General features: G+C 64.8%; 24 protein-coding genes, 1 tRNA gene and 1 pseudogene. 13 read left to right on the top strand and 13 right to left on the bottom strand.

Annotated elements, in window-relative coordinates; all coding sequences use genetic code 11:
* Window positions 1–70 precede the first annotated feature (70 nt).
* The 6 genes from NDI85_RS10640 to NDI85_RS10615 form a co-directional block, all read right to left on the bottom strand.
* Window positions 71–289, bottom strand: a complete 219-nt coding sequence (locus NDI85_RS10640; RefSeq protein WP_166972029.1) for a hypothetical protein — start codon at window positions 287–289, stop codon at window positions 71–73.
* A gap of 96 nt (window positions 290–385) precedes the next feature.
* Window positions 386–1,150 (bottom strand): hypothetical protein, encoded by a 765-nt coding sequence (locus tag NDI85_RS10635; RefSeq protein WP_188996759.1) that lies wholly within the window; start codon window positions 1,148–1,150, stop codon window positions 386–388.
* A gap of 37 nt (window positions 1,151–1,187) precedes the next feature.
* Complete coding sequence (locus NDI85_RS10630; protein WP_166972025.1) at window positions 1,188–1,724, bottom strand: DUF5815 family protein; 537 nt, start codon at window positions 1,722–1,724, stop codon at window positions 1,188–1,190.
* Between the two features lie 51 nt (window positions 1,725–1,775).
* Entirely contained in the window at window positions 1,776–2,603 is an 828-nt protein-coding gene (locus NDI85_RS10625) for a hypothetical protein (RefSeq protein WP_310915740.1), read from the bottom strand.
* Window positions 2,604–2,673: 70 nt separating this feature from the next.
* Window positions 2,674–3,090 carry a hypothetical protein gene (locus NDI85_RS10620; RefSeq protein WP_310915739.1) on the bottom strand — a complete coding sequence of 139 codons (417 nt, stop codon included), beginning with the start codon at window positions 3,088–3,090 and terminating at the stop codon, window positions 2,674–2,676.
* Window positions 3,091–3,238: 148 nt separating this feature from the next.
* On the bottom strand, window positions 3,239–4,489 hold the full coding sequence (locus NDI85_RS10615) for an FAD-dependent oxidoreductase (protein ID WP_310915738.1): 1,251 nt from the start codon (window positions 4,487–4,489) through the stop codon (window positions 3,239–3,241).
* Window positions 4,490–4,618: 129 nt separating this feature from the next.
* Here NDI85_RS10615 and NDI85_RS10610 point away from each other — a divergent pair, with 129 nt between their 5' ends.
* A complete protein-coding gene (locus NDI85_RS10610) occupies window positions 4,619–5,209 on the top strand; it encodes a DUF6149 family protein (RefSeq protein WP_310915737.1) in 591 nt (196 codons plus the stop codon).
* A gap of 127 nt (window positions 5,210–5,336) precedes the next feature.
* Here NDI85_RS10610 and NDI85_RS10605 read toward each other — a convergent pair whose 3' ends face one another.
* On the bottom strand, window positions 5,337–6,686 hold the full coding sequence (locus tag NDI85_RS10605) for an NAD(P)/FAD-dependent oxidoreductase (RefSeq protein WP_310915736.1): 1,350 nt from the start codon (window positions 6,684–6,686) through the stop codon (window positions 5,337–5,339).
* Between the two features lie 11 nt (window positions 6,687–6,697).
* Window positions 6,698–8,932: a histidine kinase N-terminal 7TM domain-containing protein gene (locus tag NDI85_RS10600; protein ID WP_310915735.1), complete on the bottom strand. Its 2,235-nt coding sequence runs from the start codon at window positions 8,930–8,932 to the stop codon at window positions 6,698–6,700.
* A gap of 130 nt (window positions 8,933–9,062) precedes the next feature.
* On the opposite strand from NDI85_RS10600, the gene NDI85_RS10595 reads away from it, so the two are divergent.
* Complete coding sequence (locus tag NDI85_RS10595; RefSeq protein WP_188996773.1) at window positions 9,063–9,938, top strand: homoserine kinase; 876 nt, start codon at window positions 9,063–9,065, stop codon at window positions 9,936–9,938.
* Window position 9,939: 1 nt separating this feature from the next.
* On the opposite strand, the gene NDI85_RS10590 is transcribed toward NDI85_RS10595, so the two are convergent.
* Window positions 9,940–10,152 (bottom strand): hypothetical protein, encoded by a 213-nt coding sequence (locus tag NDI85_RS10590; RefSeq protein ID WP_166972009.1) that lies wholly within the window; start codon window positions 10,150–10,152, stop codon window positions 9,940–9,942.
* Between the two features lie 117 nt (window positions 10,153–10,269).
* Between NDI85_RS10590 and NDI85_RS10585 the strand changes: the two genes are divergently transcribed.
* Both NDI85_RS10585 and NDI85_RS10580 read left to right on the top strand, forming a co-directional pair.
* Window positions 10,270–11,094 (top strand): NAD(P)-dependent oxidoreductase, encoded by an 825-nt coding sequence (locus tag NDI85_RS10585; protein ID WP_310915734.1) that lies wholly within the window; start codon window positions 10,270–10,272, stop codon window positions 11,092–11,094.
* Between the two features lie 53 nt (window positions 11,095–11,147).
* Window positions 11,148–12,119 carry a C-terminal binding protein gene (locus NDI85_RS10580; RefSeq protein ID WP_310915733.1) on the top strand — a complete coding sequence of 324 codons (972 nt, stop codon included), beginning with the start codon at window positions 11,148–11,150 and terminating at the stop codon, window positions 12,117–12,119.
* A gap of 9 nt (window positions 12,120–12,128) precedes the next feature.
* Here the strand turns inward: NDI85_RS10580 and NDI85_RS10575 are convergent, their stop codons facing one another.
* Window positions 12,129–12,581, bottom strand: a complete 453-nt coding sequence (locus NDI85_RS10575) for a peroxiredoxin (RefSeq protein ID WP_188996779.1) — start codon at window positions 12,579–12,581, stop codon at window positions 12,129–12,131.
* 140 nt (window positions 12,582–12,721) lie between these two features.
* Here NDI85_RS10575 and NDI85_RS10570 point away from each other — a divergent pair, with 140 nt between their 5' ends.
* The 7 genes and pseudogenes from NDI85_RS10570 (at window position 12,722) to NDI85_RS10540 (ending at window position 19,678) form a co-directional block, all read left to right on the top strand.
* On the top strand, window positions 12,722–13,372 hold the full coding sequence (locus NDI85_RS10570; RefSeq protein WP_188996781.1) for an adenylate kinase: 651 nt from the start codon (window positions 12,722–12,724) through the stop codon (window positions 13,370–13,372).
* 34 nt (window positions 13,373–13,406) lie between these two features.
* On the top strand, window positions 13,407–14,300 hold the full coding sequence (locus NDI85_RS10565; protein ID WP_188996783.1) for a DUF106 domain-containing protein: 894 nt from the start codon (window positions 13,407–13,409) through the stop codon (window positions 14,298–14,300).
* Window positions 14,301–14,560: 260 nt separating this feature from the next.
* Window positions 14,561–14,853 (top strand): annotated as a pseudogene (locus NDI85_RS10560) (IS5/IS1182 family transposase); the annotation flags it as partial.
* A gap of 1,916 nt (window positions 14,854–16,769) precedes the next feature.
* Window positions 16,770–17,348 carry a (d)CMP kinase gene (cmk, locus tag NDI85_RS10555; protein WP_166971999.1) on the top strand — a complete coding sequence of 193 codons (579 nt, stop codon included), beginning with the start codon at window positions 16,770–16,772 and terminating at the stop codon, window positions 17,346–17,348.
* Between the two features lie 4 nt (window positions 17,349–17,352).
* Window positions 17,353–18,243: an RNA-guided pseudouridylation complex pseudouridine synthase subunit Cbf5 gene (locus NDI85_RS10550; protein WP_310915732.1), complete on the top strand. Its 891-nt coding sequence runs from the start codon at window positions 17,353–17,355 to the stop codon at window positions 18,241–18,243.
* Between the two features lie 102 nt (window positions 18,244–18,345).
* Window positions 18,346–19,536, top strand: coding sequence for a carboxylate--amine ligase (locus NDI85_RS10545; protein WP_310915731.1), 1,191 nt, complete (start codon window positions 18,346–18,348; stop codon window positions 19,534–19,536).
* 71 nt (window positions 19,537–19,607) lie between these two features.
* Window positions 19,608–19,678 (top strand) — tRNA-Pro (locus NDI85_RS10540).
* 66 nt (window positions 19,679–19,744) lie between these two features.
* On the opposite strand, the gene NDI85_RS10535 is transcribed toward NDI85_RS10540, so the two are convergent.
* Both NDI85_RS10535 and NDI85_RS10530 read right to left on the bottom strand, forming a co-directional pair.
* On the bottom strand, window positions 19,745–20,074 hold the full coding sequence (locus tag NDI85_RS10535; protein WP_188996789.1) for a hypothetical protein: 330 nt from the start codon (window positions 20,072–20,074) through the stop codon (window positions 19,745–19,747).
* Window positions 20,075–20,538: 464 nt separating this feature from the next.
* Window positions 20,539–20,781, bottom strand: coding sequence for a hypothetical protein (locus tag NDI85_RS10530; RefSeq protein WP_166971990.1), 243 nt, complete (start codon window positions 20,779–20,781; stop codon window positions 20,539–20,541).
* Between the two features lie 218 nt (window positions 20,782–20,999).
* On the opposite strand from NDI85_RS10530, the gene NDI85_RS10525 reads away from it, so the two are divergent.
* Window positions 21,000–21,926 (top strand): mechanosensitive ion channel family protein, encoded by a 927-nt coding sequence (locus tag NDI85_RS10525; RefSeq protein WP_310915730.1) that lies wholly within the window; start codon window positions 21,000–21,002, stop codon window positions 21,924–21,926.
* Between the two features lie 172 nt (window positions 21,927–22,098).
* Here NDI85_RS10525 and ilvD read toward each other — a convergent pair whose 3' ends face one another.
* Complete coding sequence (gene ilvD / locus NDI85_RS10520; RefSeq protein ID WP_310915729.1) at window positions 22,099–23,838, bottom strand: dihydroxy-acid dehydratase; 1,740 nt, start codon at window positions 23,836–23,838, stop codon at window positions 22,099–22,101.
* A gap of 122 nt (window positions 23,839–23,960) precedes the next feature.
* Here ilvD and NDI85_RS10515 point away from each other — a divergent pair, with 122 nt between their 5' ends.
* Complete coding sequence (locus NDI85_RS10515; RefSeq protein WP_188996794.1) at window positions 23,961–24,926, top strand: beta-ribofuranosylaminobenzene 5'-phosphate synthase family protein; 966 nt, start codon at window positions 23,961–23,963, stop codon at window positions 24,924–24,926.
* Window positions 24,927–24,939: the final 13 nt, after the last annotated feature.

Below are 24,939 nucleotides of genomic sequence, written 5' to 3'. Positions count from 1 at the left end.
ATTTCGAATATCGTAATGCGACAACCTCACACGGGGGTGGTTCACACTCCTCCCCGGTTCAGTTGCCGCGTTAGTCGACCCGGTAGCGGTAGGGTTGGTCCTCGATTACCTCGACGTCGCCGGTCTGTGCCCGGCGGCCCAGTACTGTCGCGACGCGGTGGGCGCTGCCGAAGTCTTCGTCGTGTTCCTCCAACAGGTCGAGAATCTCGCGGGCCGTCAGCGGGCCGTCGGCGTCGGCGTCGTCGAGCACCGAGATGATGCGCTCGAACTCGCCGTGGCGGATGGCCATACGTACGTACAAAACCCCAAACACCATATAACACCGTCAGACAGCCGTCAGACGGCTGTTTAGGGGAAACCGCGGGACGGCGGGGACCCGTCGCTGTCAGCCACTGTCATACGGTGTCGTCGTCGCCGTCCCACGTCGCGTCGCCTCGGGCCACCGCTCGCGAACCCACGACGGCCGTTCGACCGCCGTCTCCCCGACGTCTGCGTACCGGAATCGGTGGTAGGCGGTCGCGTTCCGCTCCGTGTTGCGATAGCTGACGACGAACGACCGGACGAACCCCGAGGGCGCGACGACGGCGCGGACGACGTACCGGTCGACCCGGTCGAAGCCATCCGGGGCCCGCCGGACGACGAGCTCGTAGCCGTCGGGGTGGGGCTCGATGGCAGCAGGCCCCGCCGGGAGGAAACTCCGCACGAGTCGGGCGGTGACGTGGCCGAACCGGTCGCGCGCCGGCGCTGACTGACCCCGGACGAACTTGACGCCGAGCGGGCGGCGGTATCGGTTGTAACGGGTGGCGCCGTCGACGAACATCCGGTCGCTGTACCCCCCGCCCATCTGCTCGCTGCGGTAGCGGTACCGGCGCTCGTCTTCGACCGCCAGTCGCGTGACGCCTTCGCGGGCACCCACCGTCCACCGGACGGTCAGCGTGTACGACCGGTCGTACAGCGACCGACGATGTGCGCGCGCGAGGGCGTCGGGACTGGCGATGCCATCGGTCGTTAGGCCGGGCACGGCAGCCGGTCCCGTCGGTTGCTCTGGCACCGGTGCTGGTGTGACCGCCTCCGGGCCATCAGTGGCAGTGAAGCCGCTACAGCCGGCCACGACGAACGCGGCGGCGACGACGATCGCACGCCAGCCCATACGGGAGAGTCGGTCTGCTCGCGGGAAACAGTAGCGCTCAGATAGCGGTGTCGTGTCGGTCGTCGAAGTTCCGCTGGGCGCGGTACTGGTCGACGAACGCCTCGACGTCGAACTCCAGCATCTGGGCCTCGAACTCCTCCATCACGGCGTCGTCCTCGGCGTGGCTGACGGCGTGTTCCATCAGTTCGACGAGCAACTCGACGACGATCTCGTGGAGCCGGCGGGAGTCGAAATCGGTGACCCACGCCAGTGAGAACCCGACGGCGCCGTCCTCGGCGGCGTCGGCGACGGCGACTTTCTCGGGGAACTCCTCGATGACGACGCCCATGAGGTGGGCCGTCGTGAACTCGTCGTGGTCGTCGGCCGGTTCGATCGTCTCCGTGAGGACCTCCTCCAGAAACTCCGGGACGAAGCGGGCGAGCGGGTGCGCGTCCAGTACGACGGCGTGAGTCGCGCCACACGCGCAGTCGTACTCGCGAATCCCCATGTGCAGGTCGTCGTGGGTGTCGATGACCTCCCCACAGGCGAGTTCGAGTTCGGACTCGCGTCCGCCGGGCACACGCGGTTCTGCCATTGCCAGCGATAGGACACTCGCGGGGTTAAAGCCCGCGATACGGCGGGCTGTTCAGAGTCCGGACGGATCCGCGCTCGACCGAACCTGTAGATACGCAGCGGTCACGGCGGCGATGCCCAGCGTCTGGAAGACGGCCCTGATGACCGTCGCGACGACGTTCAGGACGACCCGACCCGAAATCCCGGCGACGCCCGGGGCGATGCCGAGGAACGTCAAAACCGTCGGGATAGCCGCGACGAGACCGAACAGGCCGAGTACCACCAGCAGGACGATGATGCTCGCGGGGTCGTCCATGAACCGGGCGAAACTGTTCTTCACCGTCGTCCCGTAGCCCCCGTCGTTCAGCGCGATCTCCTGCCGGAGGTAGACGAAGACGGTGAGCAAGACGAGCGAGCCGACCGAACCGACTAACGAGCCGACGCTCCCTACTACCGGGCCGACTAACTGTCCAGCCAACGGCGCCACCGACCCGAAGACGAACAGCAGGACGGCGATCCCACCGCCGAGGACCAGCACGTGGCTGACTCGCTCGGCCGGCGACTCGACGGCCGTCTCGCTCGGCCCGGCGAAGGTCCTGATCGCCCAGAACCGGACGAACTCGCCGACGAGGACGAGCAGTAGTGCGAGGGCGACGGCGACGCCGAGGCCCACGTCTATCGCCAGCGGATAGTTCCCCGTGAACGAGGCCATCATCTGCTGCTGTTCGGGGGTGTACCCGCCGTTCTCGAACACGAATTGCATCATCTCTCTGGCGAAACTCTCATTGGCGACGAGGCTCACCAGATTGAGAGCGACTAACACGGCGACGACGAGCACACCGGATTCGCTCGTCAGGTCGTCGAATCCAGTTCGGAGGGCGGCACCGATGTCGAGGGACATTGTCGGTTCAGTTCGACTCTCGGAACGTAAATAAAAATACTGTCTTCGTCGAAGCGCCCGTGCCGCCGGTTCAGGGCCAGTCGTCGCGCTCGTCGTCCTCGTTGGTCGTCGCGGCGGGGGCTTCGGGTTCGCCGAGTTCCCAGCCGGCGGCCTCGGCGGCCTGTTCGACTGGCAGGAACTCCCACTCGGCCGTCTCGGCGAGTTCGGCGGCCGCTTCGTCGGTGCCGACGAAGACGTGGCGGTCGGTGTCGAACTGCTCTTTGACGTTGACGAGACTCTCCTCGCGGCCCCGCGGCCCGGAGAAGAAGTCCTGTCGGATGCGATGCTTTCGCGTGAAGTTGGTCACGACGTACGTGGGTTGATCAGAGATGACGCCGACGTACTCGGACCACTGGCGGGCGTCGTTGAAGACGCTATCCGGGTACGCCAGTTCTTTCAGGGCGTCTAGGTCGAACGCGAGGGTCATGTCGCCGCTGCCGCCGTCCATACGCCGTACTCCGCCGTGCGCGGAAAAAAGGGCGTCGTTCTCGTGTCCTGCCGACAGCCTCCCGGACCGACACACGATAGGCTGGTGTCGGGGGAGCGACGACCGGATACGCGGAGTCGGTATCGCGGAAACCGGAGTCGAAGCCGCGTTACTCTGCGGGCGCGGCGGTCTGGGCTTTCACTTCTTCGAGGTCGACGTCCTTCTCTAGCAGCAGTTCCTTCTTGTCTGCGACCTGTCGCTCCTCGCGGATGAGTTTCTTGAACTTCGACTGCTGGGAGAGGTCCCCGATGAGCACGCCGCCGACCAACTGCCCGTCCTCGAAGGCGAGACGCCGCCACTCGCTGTCGGAGTACTTGCGCTCGGCCTCGTCGTCGCCGCGGGCCGGGTGGCCAAAGGAGAGGAACGGGAAGTCGAAGTGGGTGATGGAGTACGAGGAGACCCAGCGGAAGGCGTCGGCCTCGTCGTCGGCGACCATGTTCGTGCCGGCGACCGAGCCCTGCTCTTTCGCGGAGCCCCACGCGCCGTTCTGGGCCCGTGCGTCGAGGATGGTGTCGTAGAACTGGGTGATGTCACCCGCGGCGTAGACGTCCTCGACGTTGGTCTGCATGTACTCGTCGACGACGATACCGTCGTCGAGTTCGACGCCGGAACCGCCGAGGAACTCCGTGTTGAAGTCCAGCCCGATGGCGACGCCGGCCCACTCGCCCTCGTACTCCTCGCCGTTCGGGTCGACGGCACCGGTGACGTGGCCGTCGTCGTCGACGGTGAAGTGGTCGACGCCGGAGTCGAAGACGGGTTCGACGCCGTTCTCGCGCAGGGCCTCGTGGATAATCTCCGCGCCGTCCTCCGAGAGCGCGTAGCGCCACCAGCGGTTGCCGCGCATGAGGTACTTCGCGTCGATGCCCTGTGCGGCACAGACGGCGGCGAGGTCGATGCCGAGCAGGCCGGCGCCGACGATGATGCCCTGATCGGCCTCTTCGGCGTGTTCGGCGATGCCGCGGGCGTCCTGGAACGTCCAGAAGTGGTGGATGCCGTCGGCGTCGCTGTTCTCGACGGGGACCTGTGCGGGGGTGCCGCCCGTGGCCACGAGGAGCTTATCGTACTCGTAGGTCGTCCCGCTGTGGGTGTTGACCTCGTGGGCGTCGGGGTCGATGTCGGTCACGTGGGTGTTTAGCTGGAGGTCGATGTCCCGCTCGTCGTACCACTCGGGCTCGTGGATGGAGATGGGCGCCTCGGGGAGTTTCCCCTTCGCGAACTCCTTGATGAGGATGCGGTTGTACAGGGCTTCGCCCTCGTCGGTGATGACGGTGACGTCTGCGTCTGGGTCTTCCTCGCGGATCGTCTCGGCCGCGGACGCTCCCGCGATACCGTCTCCGATTATCACGTGCGACGTGCTCATGTTCGGTGGGTAGGAAATCGGGCTTAATGTGGATTGCTATCTCCGTATCGACCGTGATACCTCGCCCGAACTGGCCGAAATCCGGGGGTAGTCGGGGCATTGAAGGCGTTCGCGCCCCAAGCACGGGTGATGAAACTCCGTCAGAACGTCAAACACTTCGCGGCCAAACAGGCGCTGACGCTCCCAGTGGTCGGTGACAAAGTCAACGACCGGTTGGTCGACCTCCACACGAACGTGTTCGCCGAGAAGGCCGACCCGGCCCGGGCTGACGAACGCCGGCCCCACTTAGACGACTTCTTCGACGCGACGATGAACACCTACGTCGCGGCCCTGGAGGCGGGCTATCCGGAGGCCGAGGCCCGCGAGATAACCCACGTTCAGGCCAACTTCGATTTCTACAACCACGGCTGGACGGAGATGATGGAGTTCCCCAGCGACGAACTCGAAGTGCACTACGAGCGATACGACGAGTTCTTCGAACGCTACGACATCACCATCGACGACCCACTCGGGAAGTTCAGACCGGCCGACGGCATCACGGAGGCCCCCTCGACGCCCGAGAAACTCGAGGACCCGGACCACCCACACGCCGAGGGCGGGTTCGCCGACGACGTCTACGTCGAGACGGCCGACGGCGAGGTCGTCGTCGGTGGGCAGGCGGAACCGGAAGACGTCAGTCCGTCGGAGGCGCCCGGCGTCGACGACGAGACCGCGGACTGAGGCTCCTCGCGTCGGTCGGTCCAGTTCTGTCGCAGATCGAACGCCGCCAGCACCGCGACCAGCGCCCCGTCGTGGTACCCCGCGACGGCGAACACGTGGCTGCCCGGACGGACAAGAAGTGGGGGCCTCAGTCGGTGGTCGGCGTCGCGCGGTCGGTCGCGGCGTCCGCGCGGCCGTCGATGCGGTCGGCACACTCGTAGCCCGCGACGACGCCGCCGTTGAGCGAGCGCTCCGGGTACTGCGCCTTCGAGGCCATCCCGGCGTAGTAGACGCCCTCGGCCACCGCGTCGCCGAGGTCGTAGGGGACGACCATGTCGACGTAGCCGCGCTCGTAGATTGGCGCGGTGCGGGGGTTCCGAGCGGTACGGACCCAGTTGACCGACTCGCGGTCGAACTCGGGGAAGAGGTTCTCGATGCCCGAGAGCCACGTCTCACGGACCTCGTCGTCGTCCTGTTGCCAGACGTCCTCCTCGGGGGACTGGATGTAGCGGGCGACGTACAGCAGGTGTTCGCCGCCGTAGCGCTCGGCCGGGACGAAGTTGGTGTGCTCGATGAGCGCGCCGAAGGGGGCCTCGTCGGCGATGTTGAGCCAGTAGGTGTCCATCAGGGACTCGTCCATGCTGACGACCGAACACACCGTCCCTTGGAAGTCGATGTCACAGGGGTAGCCGGTGAGGTCTTCGAGGACGTTCGGCATCGTCGCGACGACGACGCTGTCCACGTCGTGGGTCGTCGTCTCGCCGTCGCGCTCGGCGGTCAGTCCGGTTACCGCCCCGTCGGCGGTGTCGATGTCCGTCACGCGCGTACCCGTCTCGATGTTCTCGCGGCCGACGGCCTCGACGAGGGCGTCCAGCAGACGGCCGAACCCGCCGTCGAGATAGCCCAGCACCTCGCCTTTCAAGATATCTCGCTCCCCGCGGAACTTGATGCGACCCAGTAGCCACGCCGCGCTCACGTCGTCTTTCCGGTCGCCGAACTTCGCGTCAAGCAGCGGTTCGAAGAACGTCTCGTAGACGTTCTGCGTGGTGTGTTCCCGGGCGAACTGCTCGACGGGGACGTCCTCGAAGTCCGACAGTTCCTCGTAGGTGTCGAAGGAGGGGACGCCGCCGCGCACGTCGATATCGAGCGTGAGCATCCCCAGACGGAACTTATCGTAGAGGCTCCAGTGGGGGAAGGAGAGAATCTCCCACGGCTTGTCCATCGGGTGGACGACGCCGTCGACGTAGTAGGCGTTCTTGCCGATGCGCCACTCGACGTCCTCGCCGAGTCCCAGTTCCTCGGCGAGTTCGACGATGGTCTCCTCGGACTTCGAGAGGTGGTGATAGAACTTTTCGATGGGGTCTCCCGCCGTCTCGTACACCGCCGCCAGACCGCCGAGGTCGTCGCTCGCCTCGAACACGCGAACCTCGTGGCCGCGTTGCTGGAGGCGGTACGCCGCAGAGAGTCCCGCGATGCCGCCGCCGACGACGCCGATCATACGCGAGAGTATCAGTCGTCGTGGGATTTACTTTGTGCTTCGGCGACCGGGCCGTTCGTGGTCTCCGTATCGGCCCGCGGCGACTCCGTTTCGGCTCGCTCGCTCGTCCGCTGGAACTCGAGGATAGCGACGGTCCCGGTCGGGTCGTTGTCCTCGAACCAGACTTTCCCCCCGTAGAGGCCCATCATCACGGAGACGAAGTAGAGACCGAACCCGCCGCCCGTCTGGTTCGGAGTGAGCGTGCGCTCGAACATCGTCGCCTTCAGGTCGTCGGAGATGCCCGGCCCGTCGTCGGCGATACGGAGCTGGACCCAGTCGCCCGCCTTCTGTGTCGTGATGGTGACGTGCGGGACGCCTTCGTTGTGTTCGACGGCGTTCTCGACGACACTCAACAGTACCTCTTCGGCGAGTTCGTTCGCCAGCACTCGCTCGTCGTTGACGTCGACGCCGATCGTCGCGGCTGGCCACTCGTTGCTGACTGTCTGTGCCACGCGCCGGAGTCTCTCCCCCAGTTCGATCACTTCCAGCCGCTCGCTCTCGCTCGCGGTCACCGTCTCGTTGATATCCCGAATCGTCTCGCTGGTCGCTGCGAGTTTCTCACACCACGCCGTGATGCTGTCGAGGTGTCGCTGCTGGTCCGTGGGGACGTGGTCGTGGAGGTGTTCCGAGCGGCCACGGATTACCAGCAGCCCGTTTCGCAGCGAGTGTCTGAGAACGCCGTTGAAGAACTCTATCTGTTCTGTTCGTCGCTGGACGGCGGTGCGACTCTCGCGGAGTTCCCGCTCCCGGGCGACCTGATCGAGTGCGACCTGTGTCGTCCGAGCGAGTATCTCGGCGTACTGCTTGTCCTCCGGCGCGTACGTCTGCTCCTCGGAGCCGATGGCGACGACACCGTGATCGCCGATCGGGACCATGAGCGCCGTCTTCAGTTTGCCGACTCCACTGCCCTCGAAGGAGACGATGCGGCGCTCACCAGTCTCGTAGGTCTGCCAGAGGTTGTCGTCGGGCATCTCCTCGGGGTCGACGTACAGCAACTCCTCGTCGACGTAGTCTTCCACCTGATCGCTGACGGCGGTCGGTTCGAGGTGGCCCTCGTCGTTACAGAGGAAGACACCGGCGGCGTTCTGATCGAGGACGCGCGTCGCGAATTCGACGGTCAGACGAGCGACGGTCTCGGGCTGGTTGGCCTCGATGAAGTGTCTCGTCGCCGTCTGGAGCGCTTCGAGTCGGTCTTGCCGGCGTTGCTGTCCCGTCACGTCACGCAACAGGACGAGCCGTCCCCGGACCGTCCCGCGCTGGTCAGTGATGGTGCGCGTCTGTGGGTCGAAATAGGCGGTACGCTGCCCAACCGTGAGGACGCCGCCCTGATTGATTTTCTCGAGGAGCCCCGGTGCGACGTCGTCCACGTCGGCCCCCTCGATGTCCTCGCCGTCGGCTATCACCGTTGCGGCGGCCGGGTTGTAGTCGATAATCGTCTCGTGGCGGTCCAAGACGAGGACGGGGTCGGGAAGTTCGTCGACCACCAGGTCGCCGGCGAGGGGTGCGACGGAGAGGAAGTCATAGCGAAACAGGGCGATGCCGACGAGGAAGCCGTTGAACGCGAAGGTGAGCGGTGCGACGTTGAGCCCCGGATGTGGCGTCACCCCGAAGACGAACAGGATGTGGACTCCGGCGGTGACCAGACCGGCGACGAGGACTACGAACGTCTGTTTGCGGTGAAGGTTTCGCGTCCGGAGGAGGAACTCCCCGAGGAGTCCGTACCCCACGGCGATGAGCGAGAGAGAGACGGCGGTCTGTGCAGTGTACACCGGCCCGGTCTGGCCGACGAAGAACGTCTGTCCGTCGACGGTCGAGAGCGTCACGTCGGCGACGACGAGGCCGTGAAGCGGGTTCGTCAGCGCCAGCACGGCGTACGTAGACGGGACGAGCAATATCGCCCCCATCCAGGCAGGTGTGAGCCACGTCCGCCGACCCGTATATACCAGCGCGAACACGACCCAGAGACCGACTATCAGGCCGGAGGCGGCTCGTATCGCGAGAAACAGGGCCATCGCGACGGCCGAGTCGGTCGTGACGACCCACGCCGCACCGAGGAAACACCAGCCAGCGGCGGCGGCCATCAACCACCCGAACGGGACGGCCCCGGCGACCGAGCGATTGCGCCAGGCGGCACCGGCGAGCCCTGCACTGATGACTCCCCCGACTACGCTCCCCACCGCCACGGCGATTCCGACCTCGACTGCCATCCCCTATCTACCGGTACCACCGCATTCCGGGATTTATTGTTTTGGGCCGCGTTCTCAATCGTGAGAGTCGAACGACGGGTCGCTGTGGCGGTCCGCTACCTTTTTGACCACACTGGAAAAATTCGCAGGCATGCTCACCGTCCGGGCACCGGCCACGAGCGCGAATCTCGGCAGTGGCTTCGACGTCTTCGGCGTCGCGCTGGAACGGCCCGCCGACGTCGTCCGCCTCTCGAAGGCCGACCGGACGACTATCGACGTGACCGGTGCCGGGAGCCAGTTCATCCCCGAGGACCCGGAGAAAAACACCGTCGGCGCCGTCGCCGAGGCGCTGGAGGCCCCCGCACACATCGAGATAGACAAGGGCGTCCGTCCGGCGTCGGGACTGGGGTCGTCGGCCGCGAGCGCCGCCGCCGCGGCCGTCGGCCTCAACGAACTGTACGACCGCGGCTACTCCCGGGAGGAACTGGTCCCCATCGCCGCGAAGGGCGAGGCCGTCGTCTCCGGCGACGCCCACGACGACAACGTCGCGCCCTCCATCATGGGCGGCTTTACCATCGCCACGGAGTCGGGCGTGCGGCAGGTCGACGCCTCGATACCGCTGGTCGCCTGTCTCCCCGACATCGTCGTCTCCACCCGCGACGCTCGGCGCGTCGTCCCGGAGAGCGCCCGCGTCGATCAACTGGTCGAGACCGTCGGTAACGCCGCGACGCTGACGACCGGGATGCACCGGGACGACCCGGAACTCGTCGGCGAGGGGATGCACGACACCGTCGTCACGCCCGCCCGGGCGAAACTCATCGACGGCTACGAGTCGGTCCGCGAGGCCGCACTCGACGCCGGCGCGACGGGCGTCACCATCTCCGGGGCCGGCCCGACGGTCATCGCCGCCTGCGAGGACGCCGACCAGCGGGCCATCGCCAGCGCGATGCTCGACACCTTCGGCGACCGGGGCATCGACGCGCGGGCGTACCAGACCCGCATCGGTCGTGGCGCGCAGATATTCTGAGCTACAACAGGCCGAGGTCGCGTTCGGTCGGCGTCTCTTCGACGGCCGTCCCGCAGTCGGGACAGCGTTCCATCTCGCTGACGATGAACGTCTTCTCACACTCCGGGCACGTCCGGAGCGACGACGCGTCCTCCGGCGAATCTGTCGACCGCCCCGCGTCCCGTCCCGGCCCGCCGACCAGCGACTTGAGTCGCTCGCTGAGTTTGTGACTCATTGTCATGTATGGCTGGCGACTGGGTGTATATGTCTTTTGGCCAACAGTTGGGGTGGGTGGTGTCGTCGCCGATCGTTTCGGGTGAGCAACTAAGTCGCCGTCGGACGGACGTGTGGTATGAACGTTCTCCTCACGGGCGCGAACGGCACCGTCGGGACGGCCATCACCGACCACCTCGGCGACCGCTACGAGTTCACCCGTCTCGACATCGAATCGGGTGAGGGGACAGACGTCGTCGCCGACGTGCGCGACTACGACGCCGTCCGACCCCACTTCGACGGGCAGGACGCCGTCGTCCACCTCGCGCTGACGCCCGGCACCGGCGGCCCCGATGACCGCTCGCTGGCGTGGTCCGAACCGCTCGCAGACAACCTCGAAGGCATCCACAACGTCACCGACGCGGCCGTCGACGCCGGCCTCGACAGCCTCGTCTTCGCCTCCTCGAACCACGCCGTCGGGATGGTCGAGGTCCGAAACGCGCCCGAGGTGTACCACGACACGGGTATCCGCGCGGGCCACGACGAACCCCACCGACCGGACTCCCGGTACGGACTCACCAAGAGCTACGGCGAGGATCTTGGCCGTCTGGCCGCCGAAGCCCACGGTATCCGGTTCTACGGTCTCCGCATCGGCGCGGTCAGAGACCCCGAGTTCGACCACCCGTACGGCGACGCCGAACGGGGCGTCGAGACGGGCCGCTGGGACCGCGGGAGCGACGCCTACGAGGAGCAGGTCGCTCGGATGAAAGGGCTCTGGCAGTCACGGCGCGACCTCGCCACGATGGTCGCGTGCTGTCTGGACGACGACTCGGTCGAGTGGGACCACTTCTACGGCGTCAGCGGCAACGACCGACGCTGGCTGGACGACCTAGAGTATGCCCGCGAGACCATCGGCTACGACCCACAGGACAACGGCGAGGCGTGGGACGAGCCACCGGCCTGAGTAGCAGCGACCGGGCACACACACTCTTTGTGGTGGCCCGTGCGACAGTCGATATGGACTACACTATCGTCCTCTGTGACAACAAGACGGTCGACCCGACGACGCAGTCGGAGATTCTAGAGGCCGCGGGCGCGACCATCGAACTGCTGGACGAGAAGACCGACGCCGCCGTCACCGAGGCCGTACAGGGCGCCCACGGTATCATCGTGGACGCGGCGACGCCGGTCACGGCTACGGCGCTCTCGGGTACCGACACGCTGCAGGTCGTCGGGCGGGCCGGCATCGGCGTCGACAACATCGACGTCGACGCGGCCGCCGAGAACGGGATCACCGTCGTCAACGTCCCCGACTACTGTCTCGACGAGGTGTCGACGCACGCGCTCTCGCTGTTGCTGGCCTGCGTGCGAGCGATACCCCACTACGACCGCGAGATCTCCGAGGGGACGTGGGACTGGCGGACCGGCCGCCCGCTCCACCGGATGCGGGGTCGAACACTCGGCCTCGCCGGATTCGGTGCCATCGCCCGTCGTCTGGCGTCGAAACTCCGCGCCTACCAACTGGACGTCGTCGCCTACGACCCGAACGTCGACGCGGCGACGATGCGGGACTACGGCGTCGAGAAGGTACCGTTCGACGCGATGCTGGACCGTCTCGACTACCTCTCGATCCACGCCCCCCTGTTCGAGGAGACCCGCCATATGTTCTCGACCGCGGAGTTCGAACGGCTCGAAGCGGCCATCGTCGTCAACACCGCCCGCGGCCCGGTCGTCGACGAGGACGCCCTCGTGTCGGCCCTAGACGACGGGTCCGTCGCGAAAGCGGGGCTAGACGTGCGGGCCGAGGAACCACCGGGCCCGGACGACCCGCTCGCGGGCCGGGACGACGTAATCTGTACGCCCCACGTCGGCTGGTACTCCGAAGAGAGTCGGACCGATCTCTCGCGCGGCGTCGCGAGCGACGTCGCTGCCGTCTTGCGGGGCGAGGACCCGACGAACCCGATAGACCCCGAGACGGCGTGGATCTGAGTCGGCGGGTTACCCGCTCTGTACGTACTCGTTTCGCGTGTCGTTCAGCACTTCCTCCGCGTGGCCCGACGGGTCGGCCATGTCCGGGTCGTAGACAGCCTTGACCTCGCCGTTGGACAGCACGAACGTCCGTCGGTCGGTCCACCCCGAACTGACGTCGAGGCCGAACGCCTCCGCGACGGTCCCGTCGGGGTCGGCCAGCAGGTCATAGCGGAGCCCTTCCTCTTCGGCGAACTCGTCGTGTGTCTGGACACCGTCCATCGAGACGCCATAGACCGTGACGTCGACTTCGCGGAACTGCGGGAGCACGTCCTGAAACTCCCGTGCTTCGATGGTACACCCGCCGGTGAAGTCCTCGGGGTAGAAGTACACGACCGTCGGGTCGTCGAACTTCGGCGTCACCGTCTCGCCGGACTGGTTCGGAGCGCTCACGTCGGGTGCTGGGTCGCCTGCTTCGAGCATATCCGGTTCCTGGGCGGCCGCAGTTTTACGGATTTGGGTCGGGGCAGTCCGCCACGCGAGGGCCACGAGCGACTGCCCAGTCGGTCCCGGGCCGGGCGCGTTTGGACAACCATTTAACGAGCGCGGGTGAACCCGCGTCCATGTCGAACCCACGAATCCTGATTCTCGGACCGCCGGGCGCCGGCAAAGGCACACAGAGCGTCAACCTCGCCGACACCTACGGTGTCGAGCACATCACGACGGGCGACGCCCTGCGGGCGAACAAGGACATGGACATCAGCGACATGGACACCGAGTACGACACGCCGCGGGAGTACATGGAGGCCGGTGACCTCGTCCCCGACGCCGTCGTCAACGCCATCGTCGACGAGGCGCTCTCCCAAGCCGACGGGTTCGTGCTGGACGGCTACCCCCGAAATCTGGAGCAGGCCGAGGAACTCGAAGGCATGACCGACCTCGACGTGATTCTCTCGCTCGACGTCTCCCGCGAGGAACTCGTCGACCGCCTGACCGGCCGCCGCGTGTGTGACGACTGTGGCGCGAACTACCACGTCGAGTTCAGCCCGCCCGAAGCGGAGGGCGTCTGTGACGAGTGTGGCGGCGACCTGATCCAGCGCGAGGACGACAACGAGGAGTCGGTGCGCAACCGACTGGACGTCTTCGACGAGAACACCGCGCCGGTCATCGCCCACTACGAGGACCACGAGGGCTTCGTCGCCATCGACGGCGAGCAGACCCCCGACGAGGTCTGGGACGACATCGAGAACGCGGTCGACGAACACGCAGAATAAACGTTGATAAGTCGTCACTGCTGAACACAGTACAATGGCACGCACCGCGCCGAAGGTAGAACGACTCGCCGACGAGGGCGAAGCAATGACCGACGCACTCGCAGCGGTCCTCTCCGTCGCCGAGGAGAAAGGGACCGTCACGTGGAGTGACGTCAGCGACGACATCACCAGCGGCGAGTGGGGACGACTCATCGAGTCGGGCCTCCTCGTCGACGCCGACGGCGAGGGGTTCGTCGTCGACGACCCGGAAGGCGTCCACGAAGCGCTCGAAGAGGCCGACGCCGCCCCCGCAGAGGACGACGACGACGGCAGTTGGTCCACGTGGGACAAACTGGCCGGCCTCGCGACGCTCGGCCTCTTCGCCGGGTACTCGCTCACCTCCGTCCGTGACGCCATCGGCGGCGTCATCGACATCGCGCTGGGACCGCTCGCGGAAACCGTCCCGTTCTACGTCGTCATCCTCGTGTTGGCCGTGTTCACGGGCTCTACGTCCTCGATTCTGCAGGACCAGTTGATGGACATGTCCGGGATGGGCGACCATCAAGAGAAGATGCAGGACCTCAAAGAGCGCCGCGAGGCCGCGAAGGAACGCGGCGACGACGAGGCGCTGGACCGCCTCGAAGAGGAACAGATGGAACTGATGACCGACCAGATGGGCATGTTCAAACAGCAGTTCCGCCCGATGGTCTGGATCATGCTCATCAACATCCCCATCTTCCTGTGGCTCTACTGGATGGTGTTCGGCGCCGGGATGTCCCTGGAGGCACCGGTCGTCACGTTCCCGATACTCGGTGACGTCGGCTCGTGGCAAGAGGGCGCCGCCGGGCCGCTGCAGGCGTGGATCCTCTGGTACTTCCTGTGCTCGCTGTCGTTCACCCAGATCATCCGGAAGGCGCTGAACGTCGAGACGACGCCGACCGGTAGCTAACCCGTTCGCGACGGGGTCGGTTCTCCGTCGCCTCGGCGCTACACCGACTCCGTATCCAGCACACGTTGGTTCAGCCGCGCGAAACGGCGTTCAGGGACTCCGCCGACGGCACACTACGAAGCGACCGGGACGTTCTCCCGGCCGAGACGCGGCGGACTCTGGGTGACGACTGCGACCGATCGCTGGTGCTGTCCAGGATGTGCCTGTGCTATCGGGTTCTTAGTCTTGGTAACGTTGGTGCAGTAATTATTATGAGGCTCACTCAGAGAACGAAACTGACGATTCAGCAGTTGAAAGTTACACTTCTCGTGGACACGAGAGCGAATGCTATCGTCAATTTCCATGTGACGACGACCAGAAGATTCGTGCGTTAGCCCGCGAATATGATGTTCGTTCGCTCATCAAGCACCGAGAGTTTTCGTCACTCCACAAGACGTGGAACGCTCGGTTGGACGCCGGCCTCTACGGCCAGCGTAGTCAGAACGAGACGGTGAACTCCCGTCTTAAACGGAAATATGGCACATTCGTCCGCTCACGACACTGGTGGAAGTAGTTCCGTGAACTCGTTGTCGGCTGTCTCACTCACAACCTTGACTAAGCACTTTGAACGTTCAATATAGGCGAATCACCGTCTTTTGGCTAAATGAGTCTTTAACCAATCAATTGATATTACTATCTAAGGGTCACACACTGATTTATGGAAAAAGGTCTCCTCTATGGTTTTCTTGCGATTGTCGTTGTGATTGTGGGTACGACAGGAATTCTTTTTGGAGTAGAAATCTCGTCAAACCAACCACACCTTCGTGAAGCACCGTCTCCGCCACCCGCAATTAACGATTCATCTGCTCTCAGGTACGCTGAAAAACTTGAAAAGACGCAGTTACACAACCGAATCCTAAATAATACGTCACCTGATCGAATCGAGATTGGTTGTAATAGCCGTTCAGTAGTCAGTACACCAGAAAAGCAGTATGTTTTCGTTCAGTGTGCCGCAACAACATACGACGACGGTTCAGTCTCCGATGGCGCTCCCCATACGGTGCTGTATCGAATCAGTCCGACGGGGCACACCCGTGTGGAACAACGAGGCAAGCAGGCTGAATCAGTGCAGTCCGATACTACATCATCGCGAGAGTTCCAGCCAGTCCCACTTTTGATTTACAATCTCGGAGAGAGGAATTCCAAGTTCGACATCACCGTCACGGTAGTGAATTCCTCTACCGGTATCGCAGGAACGGAATATACAGAGTCCGTTGAGTCTGAGCGTGGGTTGTTCCTCGATACAGTCTTTACAACTCCAGGGGAGTATCGAGTCAAAGCGAGGACTGCGGAGTCTGTCACAACTGACACGTGGACTCTCGATAACGACCGTCAACGACTGATGATTTTAGCCGGGCCGAATGGACTCCGAATTGAAGCAACAAGAGTACCTTGAGCAATCGTAACTAACGGCAAAATCCTCGGGAAAGGTGTCGAATCAATAGGATTCCAACGGAGCCAAATCCGCCGATATTTCTAACCAGTCACGGTAGCCAAACGGAACTAGATATTGCATTTCTAATTGCAGGTCTTCTGTTCATTGTGACAGGGCTGTATATCACGAGAACTGTGTATCGATGGTCGACCTCTAAGCCATAATCATCTGACCGGTGTCGTTCCATATGATAAATGGCTATCGACCACTATTTCCATAATATCTATAATATATGATACTACATCGACTCACGACGTATCCTGCAACAAATACTGCGACGTAACTGGGATAGAACCAAAGAAACCCGGTGTAGAATACGAACGTTTTCAATGAACTCACCAATCCCAGCGATGGGGATTTCGCGATGGATTCGCCAAAACCCACACGTTTACTGACATAGGGCAGTACGCCTCCGAATATTCCGCCACAGAGAACACTCGAGAGTGCAATTCCTAGACTAGAGATCTCAGAAACGCCACCGATCCACACACTATCCTCTTTGAATAATTGCGCGAGCAATATGAACAACAGAACCGTGAAACCCAGTTGCAGTATTGCATAACGCAATGCTGTCGCCTGGTTAGCCTGTGCTTGGGTTTCAGGGATGCCGACCGTTCCGACATTCCAGGACAGTAGCGTCCCCATGACAGTGGTCAGTATCCCTGCTAGAATGCCAGAAAGAGACCCGATAGCCAGGCTGAGCACCGCTAGAACGGGGCCCAGCACGACCAACGACAGCGAGAGTCTTTTGATGGTCTTCTCAGAGCGTAATTCCAATTCCATTCATGAGGTAATTTTCCGGTCCGTCCGGTATCTCCTTTTCGCCTAGGACGCATTCTGCCCAGGCGTCGCGCCCGACGGCGTCCTCACGCCTCGCGACTGGTGTGGTAGCGCTTCAGAACGCAACTGTCTCGACGAGCGTTGCGACCGCTTTCGACGTGACACGGGTAGCTCGAAGACACAACTCCTTTTATCGCCACCTTCGGAGAGTAGCTATGTTGATCACCGTCTCTGGTCCCGCTGGCAGCGGGAAGAGCACGCTCGCGAAGAGTCTCGCCGACGCCCTCTCCTACGACCACGTCAGCGGCGGCGACATCTTCCGCTCGCTGGCCGAGGAACGCGGGATGACGCCGCTGGAACTGAACAAGGCCGCCGAGGAGGACGACCAGATAGACCGCGACCTCGACCGACGACTCCGGGACATCGCCGCCGAGCGGGACGACCTCGTGTTGGAATCTCGCCTCGCTGGCTGGATGGCCGGGGAATACGCCGACATCAAACTCTGGCTCACCGCGCCACTCGACGTCCGTGCCGACCGCATCGCCCAGCGCGAGAACAAGCCCTTCGAGCAAGCCCGCACGGAGACCAGAGAGCGCGGCGAGAGCGAGGCCCAGCGCTACAGCGACTACTACGACATCGACTTCGACGACCTCTCTATCTACGACCTCTCGGTCAACACCGCCCGCTGGGACCCGCAGGGCGTCCTGAGCGTCTCGCTTCACGCCATCGACTCCTACCGTCCGGAGGGCGACGAGGGGAAAGCACCCATCGAGGACATCCGGTACGAGTTCTGATTCGATGACGCTCCGTGGCCCACCCGACGACCGCGACGTCGACGCCCTGCTCTCCTTTGGCGTCGTCAACCTCGATAAGCCCCCCGGCCCCTCCGCCCATCAGGTCGCCGCGTGGGTCCGGGACGCCACCGGACAGGACCGGGTGGCCCACGGCGGCACGCTCGACCCGAAGGTCACGGGCTGTCTCCCGATTCTGCTCGGCGACGCCGCCCGCGCGGCCCGCGTCTTCGACGAGGCTATCAAGGAGTACGTCGCCGTGTTGGAACTCCACGACCGCGCTCCCGCGGACTTCGGGACCGTCGTCGCCGAGTTCGAGGGCGACATCTACCAGAAACCACCGCGCAAGAGCGCCGTCAAGCGTCAACTGCGGACCCGACGGATTCACGACCTCGACGTTCTCGAACGCGAGGACCGCCGGGCGCTCCTTCGCGTGCGCTGTGCCTCGGGGACCTACATCCGCAAACTGTGTCACGACATCGGACTGGCGCTCGGGACGGGCGCACACATGGGCGACCTGCGCCGGACCGCCACAGGCACCTTCGACGACGCCGACCTCGTGACGATGCACGACCTCGTCGACGCCCTCGCCGTCGCCGAGGCTGGCGAGACGACGCCGCTCCGCGAAGTGGTCCAGCCAGCGGAACGCACTCTCGTCGCGCTTCCAGCGGTGACGATCGCCCCCAGCGCTGCCCGTGCGGTGGCCGACGGCGCGCCGGTGTACGCCCCCGGTGTCATCGGCGTCGGTCCCGCCGAGGTCGGAGGTGCCACGCCGGAGGAAGGGACCCTCGTCGCCTGCTACACGCCGGACGGCGCGGCCGTCTGTCTCGGCACGCTGGTCGGGGACCCCGAGGCCGACGCCGGGACTGTCGTCGAACTCGAACGCGTCCTCGTCTGACGCCTCGAATCTGACCGATAAGCCGGTCTTACCACGCGAATGGCGGCCGGCGGTGCCGGTAATTTCCGAGTTACCTACTGCGTGGTCCCCGCCTAGATGCCGATGGGAGTATCGACGGGGCACGCAGCAGTCGTCATCGCCAACGGATCACCGGGAAGTATCGCCGCCGTCCTCTCGCTGGGTCGGCGCGGGGTCGATACGATCGTCGCGTCGGATCTCACCGCGCCACCGAGTGCCCGCTCGCGCCACTGCGACGAGTTCGTCCCGCTTCCGGAGCCGACAGACCCCGACGACTACGCGGCGGCGCTCCTCTCGCTGGCTCGTCGGCCCGACGTCCGAACTATCCTCCCCGGGCGCGAACAGGACATCTTCGTCCTCGCGAGCCATCGCGACGCGTTCGCCGACCACGTGACACCGTTCTGGCCGGACTTCGAGACGGTCCGGGAGACACACGACCGGTTGTCGCTGTTCGCGACGGCGGCGGCGACCGACGCCCCAATCCCGACGACCGAACCGCTGGACGCGGTCACGGACTGGTCCGGCGAGCGTATCGTCAAGTCGCGGTACGCGCTGCTGACGGACGCGTACGACCGAGCTATCCCCTCACGCGACCTGCACAAGCCGCCGTCGACGGTGTACCTCGAACCGGGCCAGACACCCGACCGACAGGCGCTCGTCGAGCGAATGGAACACGTGCCGGTCGCACAGTCGTACGTCGGGGGAACGGAGTACTCTTTCCGGGCGCTGTACGATCACGGCGACCCGGTGCTGACGAGCCAGATTCGCCAGCACCGCGGCTACAAGTACACCGGCGGCGCCAGCGTCTACCGGGAGTCCATCTTCGACCCGCGTCTCGAACGGTCCGGACGCGCGCTGCTGGACGCACTCGACTGGCACGGCCCTGCGGAAGTGGAGTTCCGTCGCCCGGCAGACGGCGACGAGTACCTCCTGATGGAGGTCAACCCGCGGCTCTGGGCCTCGCTGTCCTGTGACATTCGCGCCGGGGTCGACTATCCGTGGGTGCTCTGGCGCCTCGCCGGCGACGACCCGGTGCCCGAGACCACCGACTACGAGACGGGCGTCGGGACGCACCTCCTCCGTGGTGAGGTGTCCTATCTCTACAGCCTCTGGACACACGACTGCCCACTGGTCGACCCGCCCAGTCCATCGACGGCGATCCGGAACCTCATCGCGTCGTTCCGCCGCCACCCCGACTGTGACTACTTCTCGCCGTCGGACCCGTGGCCGTTCGTCCGCGACGTCCGTCTGGCCATCCGGTCCCACCTTCCGTGACCGCGCCACACCCCACCACGGCGCCGCCGAAGCGAAGCCCTTAATTAAAACACCCTCCTCCTCCCGAGTGCGGGACCGTGGGGTAGCGGTATCCTCTGCCGATGGGGTCGGTAGGACCTGAGTTCGAATCTCGGCGGTCCCACTCCAAATTTACTCAGACGCCAACATCTGTACGCTCAGCGTTGTTTCTCCGTAGCTCGGATCGGAATCAGAACATGTCGTATATCTCTCCGGCGAAGAATTCGGCGTTTTCGTGGCCGTGATACCGAATCTGTTCAGTTTCTCTATCGTAGTCGACCCAGCCTCTGCTGGTGAGTTTCGGTAGATGGGTGTGATGGAGTTGTACCCGTACCTGCTTGCGGCATTGGTCTGGAACTCGATTCTCGATATAGGTCACCAGTTCGGCTACTTCCGCAGTATCCTCTTCGAGACAGTCCTCGAAATAGTGGATTATTTCGCGCCGAACGTGATGGCTCAAGGTGTCTAAGAGGTCGTTTATCGCGGGGGCCTTGTTCGGATAGCAGTCCTGAAGCGACATCTGGATGGCGTGATTTTACAACCACGGTGATAAACGCTCCGACCGTTAACTAGTAACACGATTGTACTCTGTTATAGGACCCGCATATCTCACCTCTCCGCCTGCTGCGGTTTCATTCGAGTGGGACATCGGGAATCCGATGTCGCGCCCGACGCAGTCCGTTCGAGGGCGAAGCCGTCGCAGTTCGAGGCTGGAGCGGGGCTCCATCTGGCCGATACGCTCGGAGAGCAATACGGCGGCGGTACGGGTCGACGATGCCGATCTCGGGGGTCGTGTTCAACGTCGAACTCCGGAGCGGCGTCAGTCCCCGACGAGAGACGCGTCGTTGCCGAGGTACCTGACAGGTAGGTCGGCAACGACGGTAGCCCGAAAACGTCGTGAGGCACTCGCCCGCTGTAGTCTGCGAGCGGCAGCTGTCAGTTCGTGTGTGTCGACGGCGGCCGAATCGGGACGTGGGAGCCGAGCTATCGCCTCGTGATTTCGATGAGGCCGCGCTGTATCGCGTCCTCGAACCGCTCGTCTAAGCGCATCGACTCCCAGTCTTCGGGAAGTTCGTCGTCGGGAAGCGAGTTCAGGGAGTCGACGAGCGAGCGATGGAGAAAGCGGCCGTTCCGGCCGCACTCGTCACAGGTCCGGATGATGGACCGGATTTCGAACGGGCGCTCGACCGTCGTTTGGCAGTTCGAACAGACGTACGTCTCGGACACGAGACGGGATTGTACCTCCACCCATTCGTGTGTTGTGACTCGCGGGCGGGTCGTCCGGTGCTCACACGTTTGATTCCACTAACCAGATGTCAGAACTCATTTATAACCCCGGCCTGATTGAGACGCTGGGGTTACCACAGATGATCTCTGGTACGGGGGTAAGATCCCTGCTGTTGCAGACTGGAATCGGACCGATAGATGCGATCATCGGTCTGTTCGTGAGTATCGTACTCGGAATCGTGAACTTCGCCGCGCAGGTCTTGCCGACGGTGTTGCTGGCGCTGCTCGTCCTCGGCGTGGGATACGTCGTCGCCGACCGTCTCGACACGTTCGTCTTCGAGTGGGCCCTCAAAAACGACGTCGACGGAAAGGCCGGTGACACACCGGCGAGCGCAGTGGTCGCGGACGAGGACGGCGTCGCCACCGCCGCCGGGCAGTTGGTTCGGTATCTGGTGCTGGTGGTGGCCGTCGTGGCCGCGATTCGCGTCCTGAATCTCTCTGAACTGCAGGAACTGCTCGACATCGTCATCGGCTACGTGCCGAACGTCGTCGCGGCGGCCGTGTTACTGGTCGTCGGGTTCGGTGTGGGGCGCATCATCCGGTCGCTGGTGCCGGGACTCGTCGACCGGACAGCCCTCGGCGGCTCGTTCCCGACGACGCACTTCGGCCGCGTCGTCGACGCCGATGGGGGAACCGTCGGTCGACTCGCCGGCATCGCCGTCGAGTACTACGTCTATCTCGTGACGCTGTACGTCGTCGCGGCCACGCTGGCACTCGGGTCGGTCGCCGGGGTACTCGGTGCCGCCGTCAGTTACGTCCCGACACTGCTCGGTGCGCTGGTGTTGCTCCTGCTGGGGGCCATCGTCGCCGACTACGTCGGGACCGTGGTCCGCGGCGTCGACGAAGTCGCGGACTCGCCGTTCGAGTCCCTCGTCACCGGCGGTGTGCAGGCCGTCGTCTACCTGTTCACCGTCGTCATCGCACTGGACGTCGCGGGCGTCGACGCGACCCTTCTGGGACTGCTGTTGCTCGCGGTCGTGCTCCCTGTTGGACTGGCGTTCGCGCTGGCCTTTGGCCTCTCGGTGGGCTACGGTGGGCAGGACTACGTCGAGCAGTACCTCGGCACCGACGAAGCCGCGGAGTAAGGCGCTGCCTTCGAGGACGGCCGGTTCGGCCGTCGATTCGACCGGCGCCGACCACCGTTCTTGCAGTCCTGTGGATAGACCGACCGAGAGCACCGCGTTCGTGACCGCGTCGGTCACGCTGTCGACGCCCGACGAAGCGCCGGAAAAACGAGGCTCGGTTTCGCTCGCCGACTCAGTCCCACTTCGCGCCGGGGTTCGTCACGGCGCCGTTGGCCGCAGAGCCGAAGTCGCGGTGGTACTTCGCCAGCACGCCGTTCGTGTAGGTCGGTTCGGGGTCGTCGCGGTCGGCAAGTCGCTGTTCGATTTCCTCGTCGGAGAGGTCGATCGACAGTTCGTGGTCGTCGATGTCGATGGTGATGGTGTCGCCGTCTTCGAGGGCGGCGATGGGGCCGCCGACGAAGGCTTCGGGGGCGACGTGACCGATCGAGAAGCCACGCGTCGCGCCGGAGAAGCGCCCGTCGGTCAGTAGCGCCACGTCATCGGAGTGGCCCTGTCCGGCGACGGCGGAGGTGACGCCCAGCATCTCGCGCATACCGGGGCCGCCGCGGGGCCCCTCGTTGCGGATGACGATGGCGTCACCGGTCTCGATGTTCCCCTCCTGTACGTACTGCATGGCGCTCGACTCCTCCTCGAAGACGCGGACCGGCCCCTCGTGGTGGAGGTGGTCCTCGCCGGTAATCTTGATGACCGCGCCGTCGGGCGCGAGGTTGCCCGAGAGGATGCGGATGGCCCCGCGCTCGTGGATGGGGTCGTCGACGGGGTAGAGGTAGTCGACGTCCAGTTCGTCGATGCGCGGCGGGTCGACGGCTTCGAGTTCCTCGGCCATCGTGTTGCCGGTCACCGTCAGCGCGTCGCCGTGGAGGAGGTCGGCATCGAGCAGGGCCTTCAGCACCACGGGAACGCCGCCGACCTCGTGGAGATCGTTCATCACGCGCTCGCCGCCGGGCTGGAGATCCGCAATCTTGGGGGTGCGGGCGCTGATCTCGTTGAACCGCTCGATGTCGAGGTCGACGCCGGCCTCGGCGGCCAGCGCCAGCAGGTGGAGGACGGCGTTGGTCGACCCGCCGACGGCCACCTGTAGCGCGATGGCGTTCTCGAAGCTCTCGATGGTGAGGAAGTCGGAGGGGCGTCGGTCGTTCTCGACGACGTCGAGGACGAGTTCGCCGCTCTCGCGGGCCACGTCGTAGCGCGACTCGTGTTCGGCCGGCGGCGACGCCGACCCTAGCGGCGCGAACCCGAGTGCTTCGGAGATGGAGGCCATCGTGTTCGCAGTGAACATCCCGCCACAGGACCCGGCCCCGGGACAGGCGTTGCGCTCCATCTCGTCGAGTTCGTCCTCGGACATGTCGCCGTCGGCGACGGCACCGACGCCCTCGAAGACGTTCTGGATGGTTATCTCACGGCCGCCGTGCTCGCCGGGCATGATAGAACCGCCGTAGAGGAAGACGCTCGGGAGGTCCGTCCGAATCGAGGCCATCATCATCCCGGGCATGTTCTTGTCACAGCCACCGATGGTGACGAGGCCGTCCATGCGCTCGCCGAACGAGACGAGTTCGACGGAGTCGGCGATGACCTCACGGGAGATGAGCGAGGCCTTCATCCCCTCGGTCCCCATCGAGATGGCGTCCGAGATGGTGATGGTCCCGAACTCGATGGGCATCCCGCCAGCGTCGTCGATGCCTTCGTAGGCGGCGTCGGCGACGTCGTCTAAGTGGACGTTACACGGCGTGATGTCGGCGGCGGGGTTGGCGACGCCGACCATCGGCGAGGAGAGGTCCTCGTCGTCGTAGCCCATCGCGCGGAACATCGCCCGGTGGGGGGCTTTCTCGATGCCCTCGGTGACTTCGTTACTCCGGAGGTCCGGGTCCTTCTCCCCGGGCTCTGCCGCGTCGTCGTGTTCCTGCTGGCTCATACTTCGAGCATGGCAACGGGGCATCTTAAGCGCCTTGTACTAATGATAGCGTTCCTCACGTCCCCGTGGTGAATCCGGCCGCTGGCAGTAGCTTCTTTCCGTGGCGTCTCCAACCCCGCGACATGGCGACGGTCACCACGGCGGCGCGACTCCACTTCGGCTTCCAGAACCTCTCGCTCGCACACGAACGACTGTACGGCGGGGTCGGACTGGCGCTCGACGAGCCACGACTGGTCGTCGAGGCTCACCCGGCGGACGTGGTCGACTGCAACGACGCGGCCGCCGAACCGTACGTCCGACGGGCCGTCGACGCGCTGGGTGTCTCGGGTGTGTGCGTTCAGATCGAAGAGCGGTTCCCGCGACACGTCGGCCTCGGGAGCGGCACGCAACTCGCGCTAGCCACCCTCGTCGCCGTCGCTCGCGCCCACGACACGACGGCCGACGCCCGCACGTACGCGCCGAGACTAGGTCGGGGTGGCCGGAGCGGTATCGGCGTCGCCACGTTCGAACGGGGCGGGTTCGTCGTCGACGGCGGCCACCCGACCGAGCGGTTCACCGCCGAACCGCCGGCCGAGGGCGACTGGGAGGTGCCGCCGATTCTGGCCCGCCACGACGTGCCCGCCCACTGGCGGTTCGTCCTCGTCGTCCCCGACACCGACCCCGGCCAGCACGGGAGCGAGGAGGACCAGAGCATGCGACAGGCCGTCGAACGGGCCGACCCCGGCATCGCAGACGAGATAGCCACACTCCTCACCCGGCGACTCCTCCCGGCCATCGGGACCCGTGACCGCCGGCAGTTCGGACAGGCCGCGGCCCGTCTCGGGCGACTCAACGGCGCGTGGTACGCCGACGAGCAAGGCGGCGTCTACCGGCCGCCAGCGGGCACCATCGTCGAGCGTCTCTCGGACGAACCGGCCGTGACCGGCGCTGGCCAGTCATCGTGGGGGCCGACGGTGTGGGGCCTGACCGACACCGACGGCGTCGACGCGGCCCGAGAAGCGGGCCGGACCGCCCTCGACGCCGCTGGCGTCGGCGGCGACGTCCACGTGGTCGCTCCACGGAATACGGGCGCAACACTGGACGAGTGACATTCTCCCCTCC

Origin of the sequence: Haloarcula sp. S1AR25-4 (genome assembly GCF_031624555.1) — an archaeon.
GTDB classification, from domain to species: domain Archaea; phylum Halobacteriota; class Halobacteria; order Halobacteriales; family Haloarculaceae; genus Haloarcula; species Haloarcula pellucida.
This window is presented reverse-complemented; position numbering and strand designations above follow the sequence as displayed.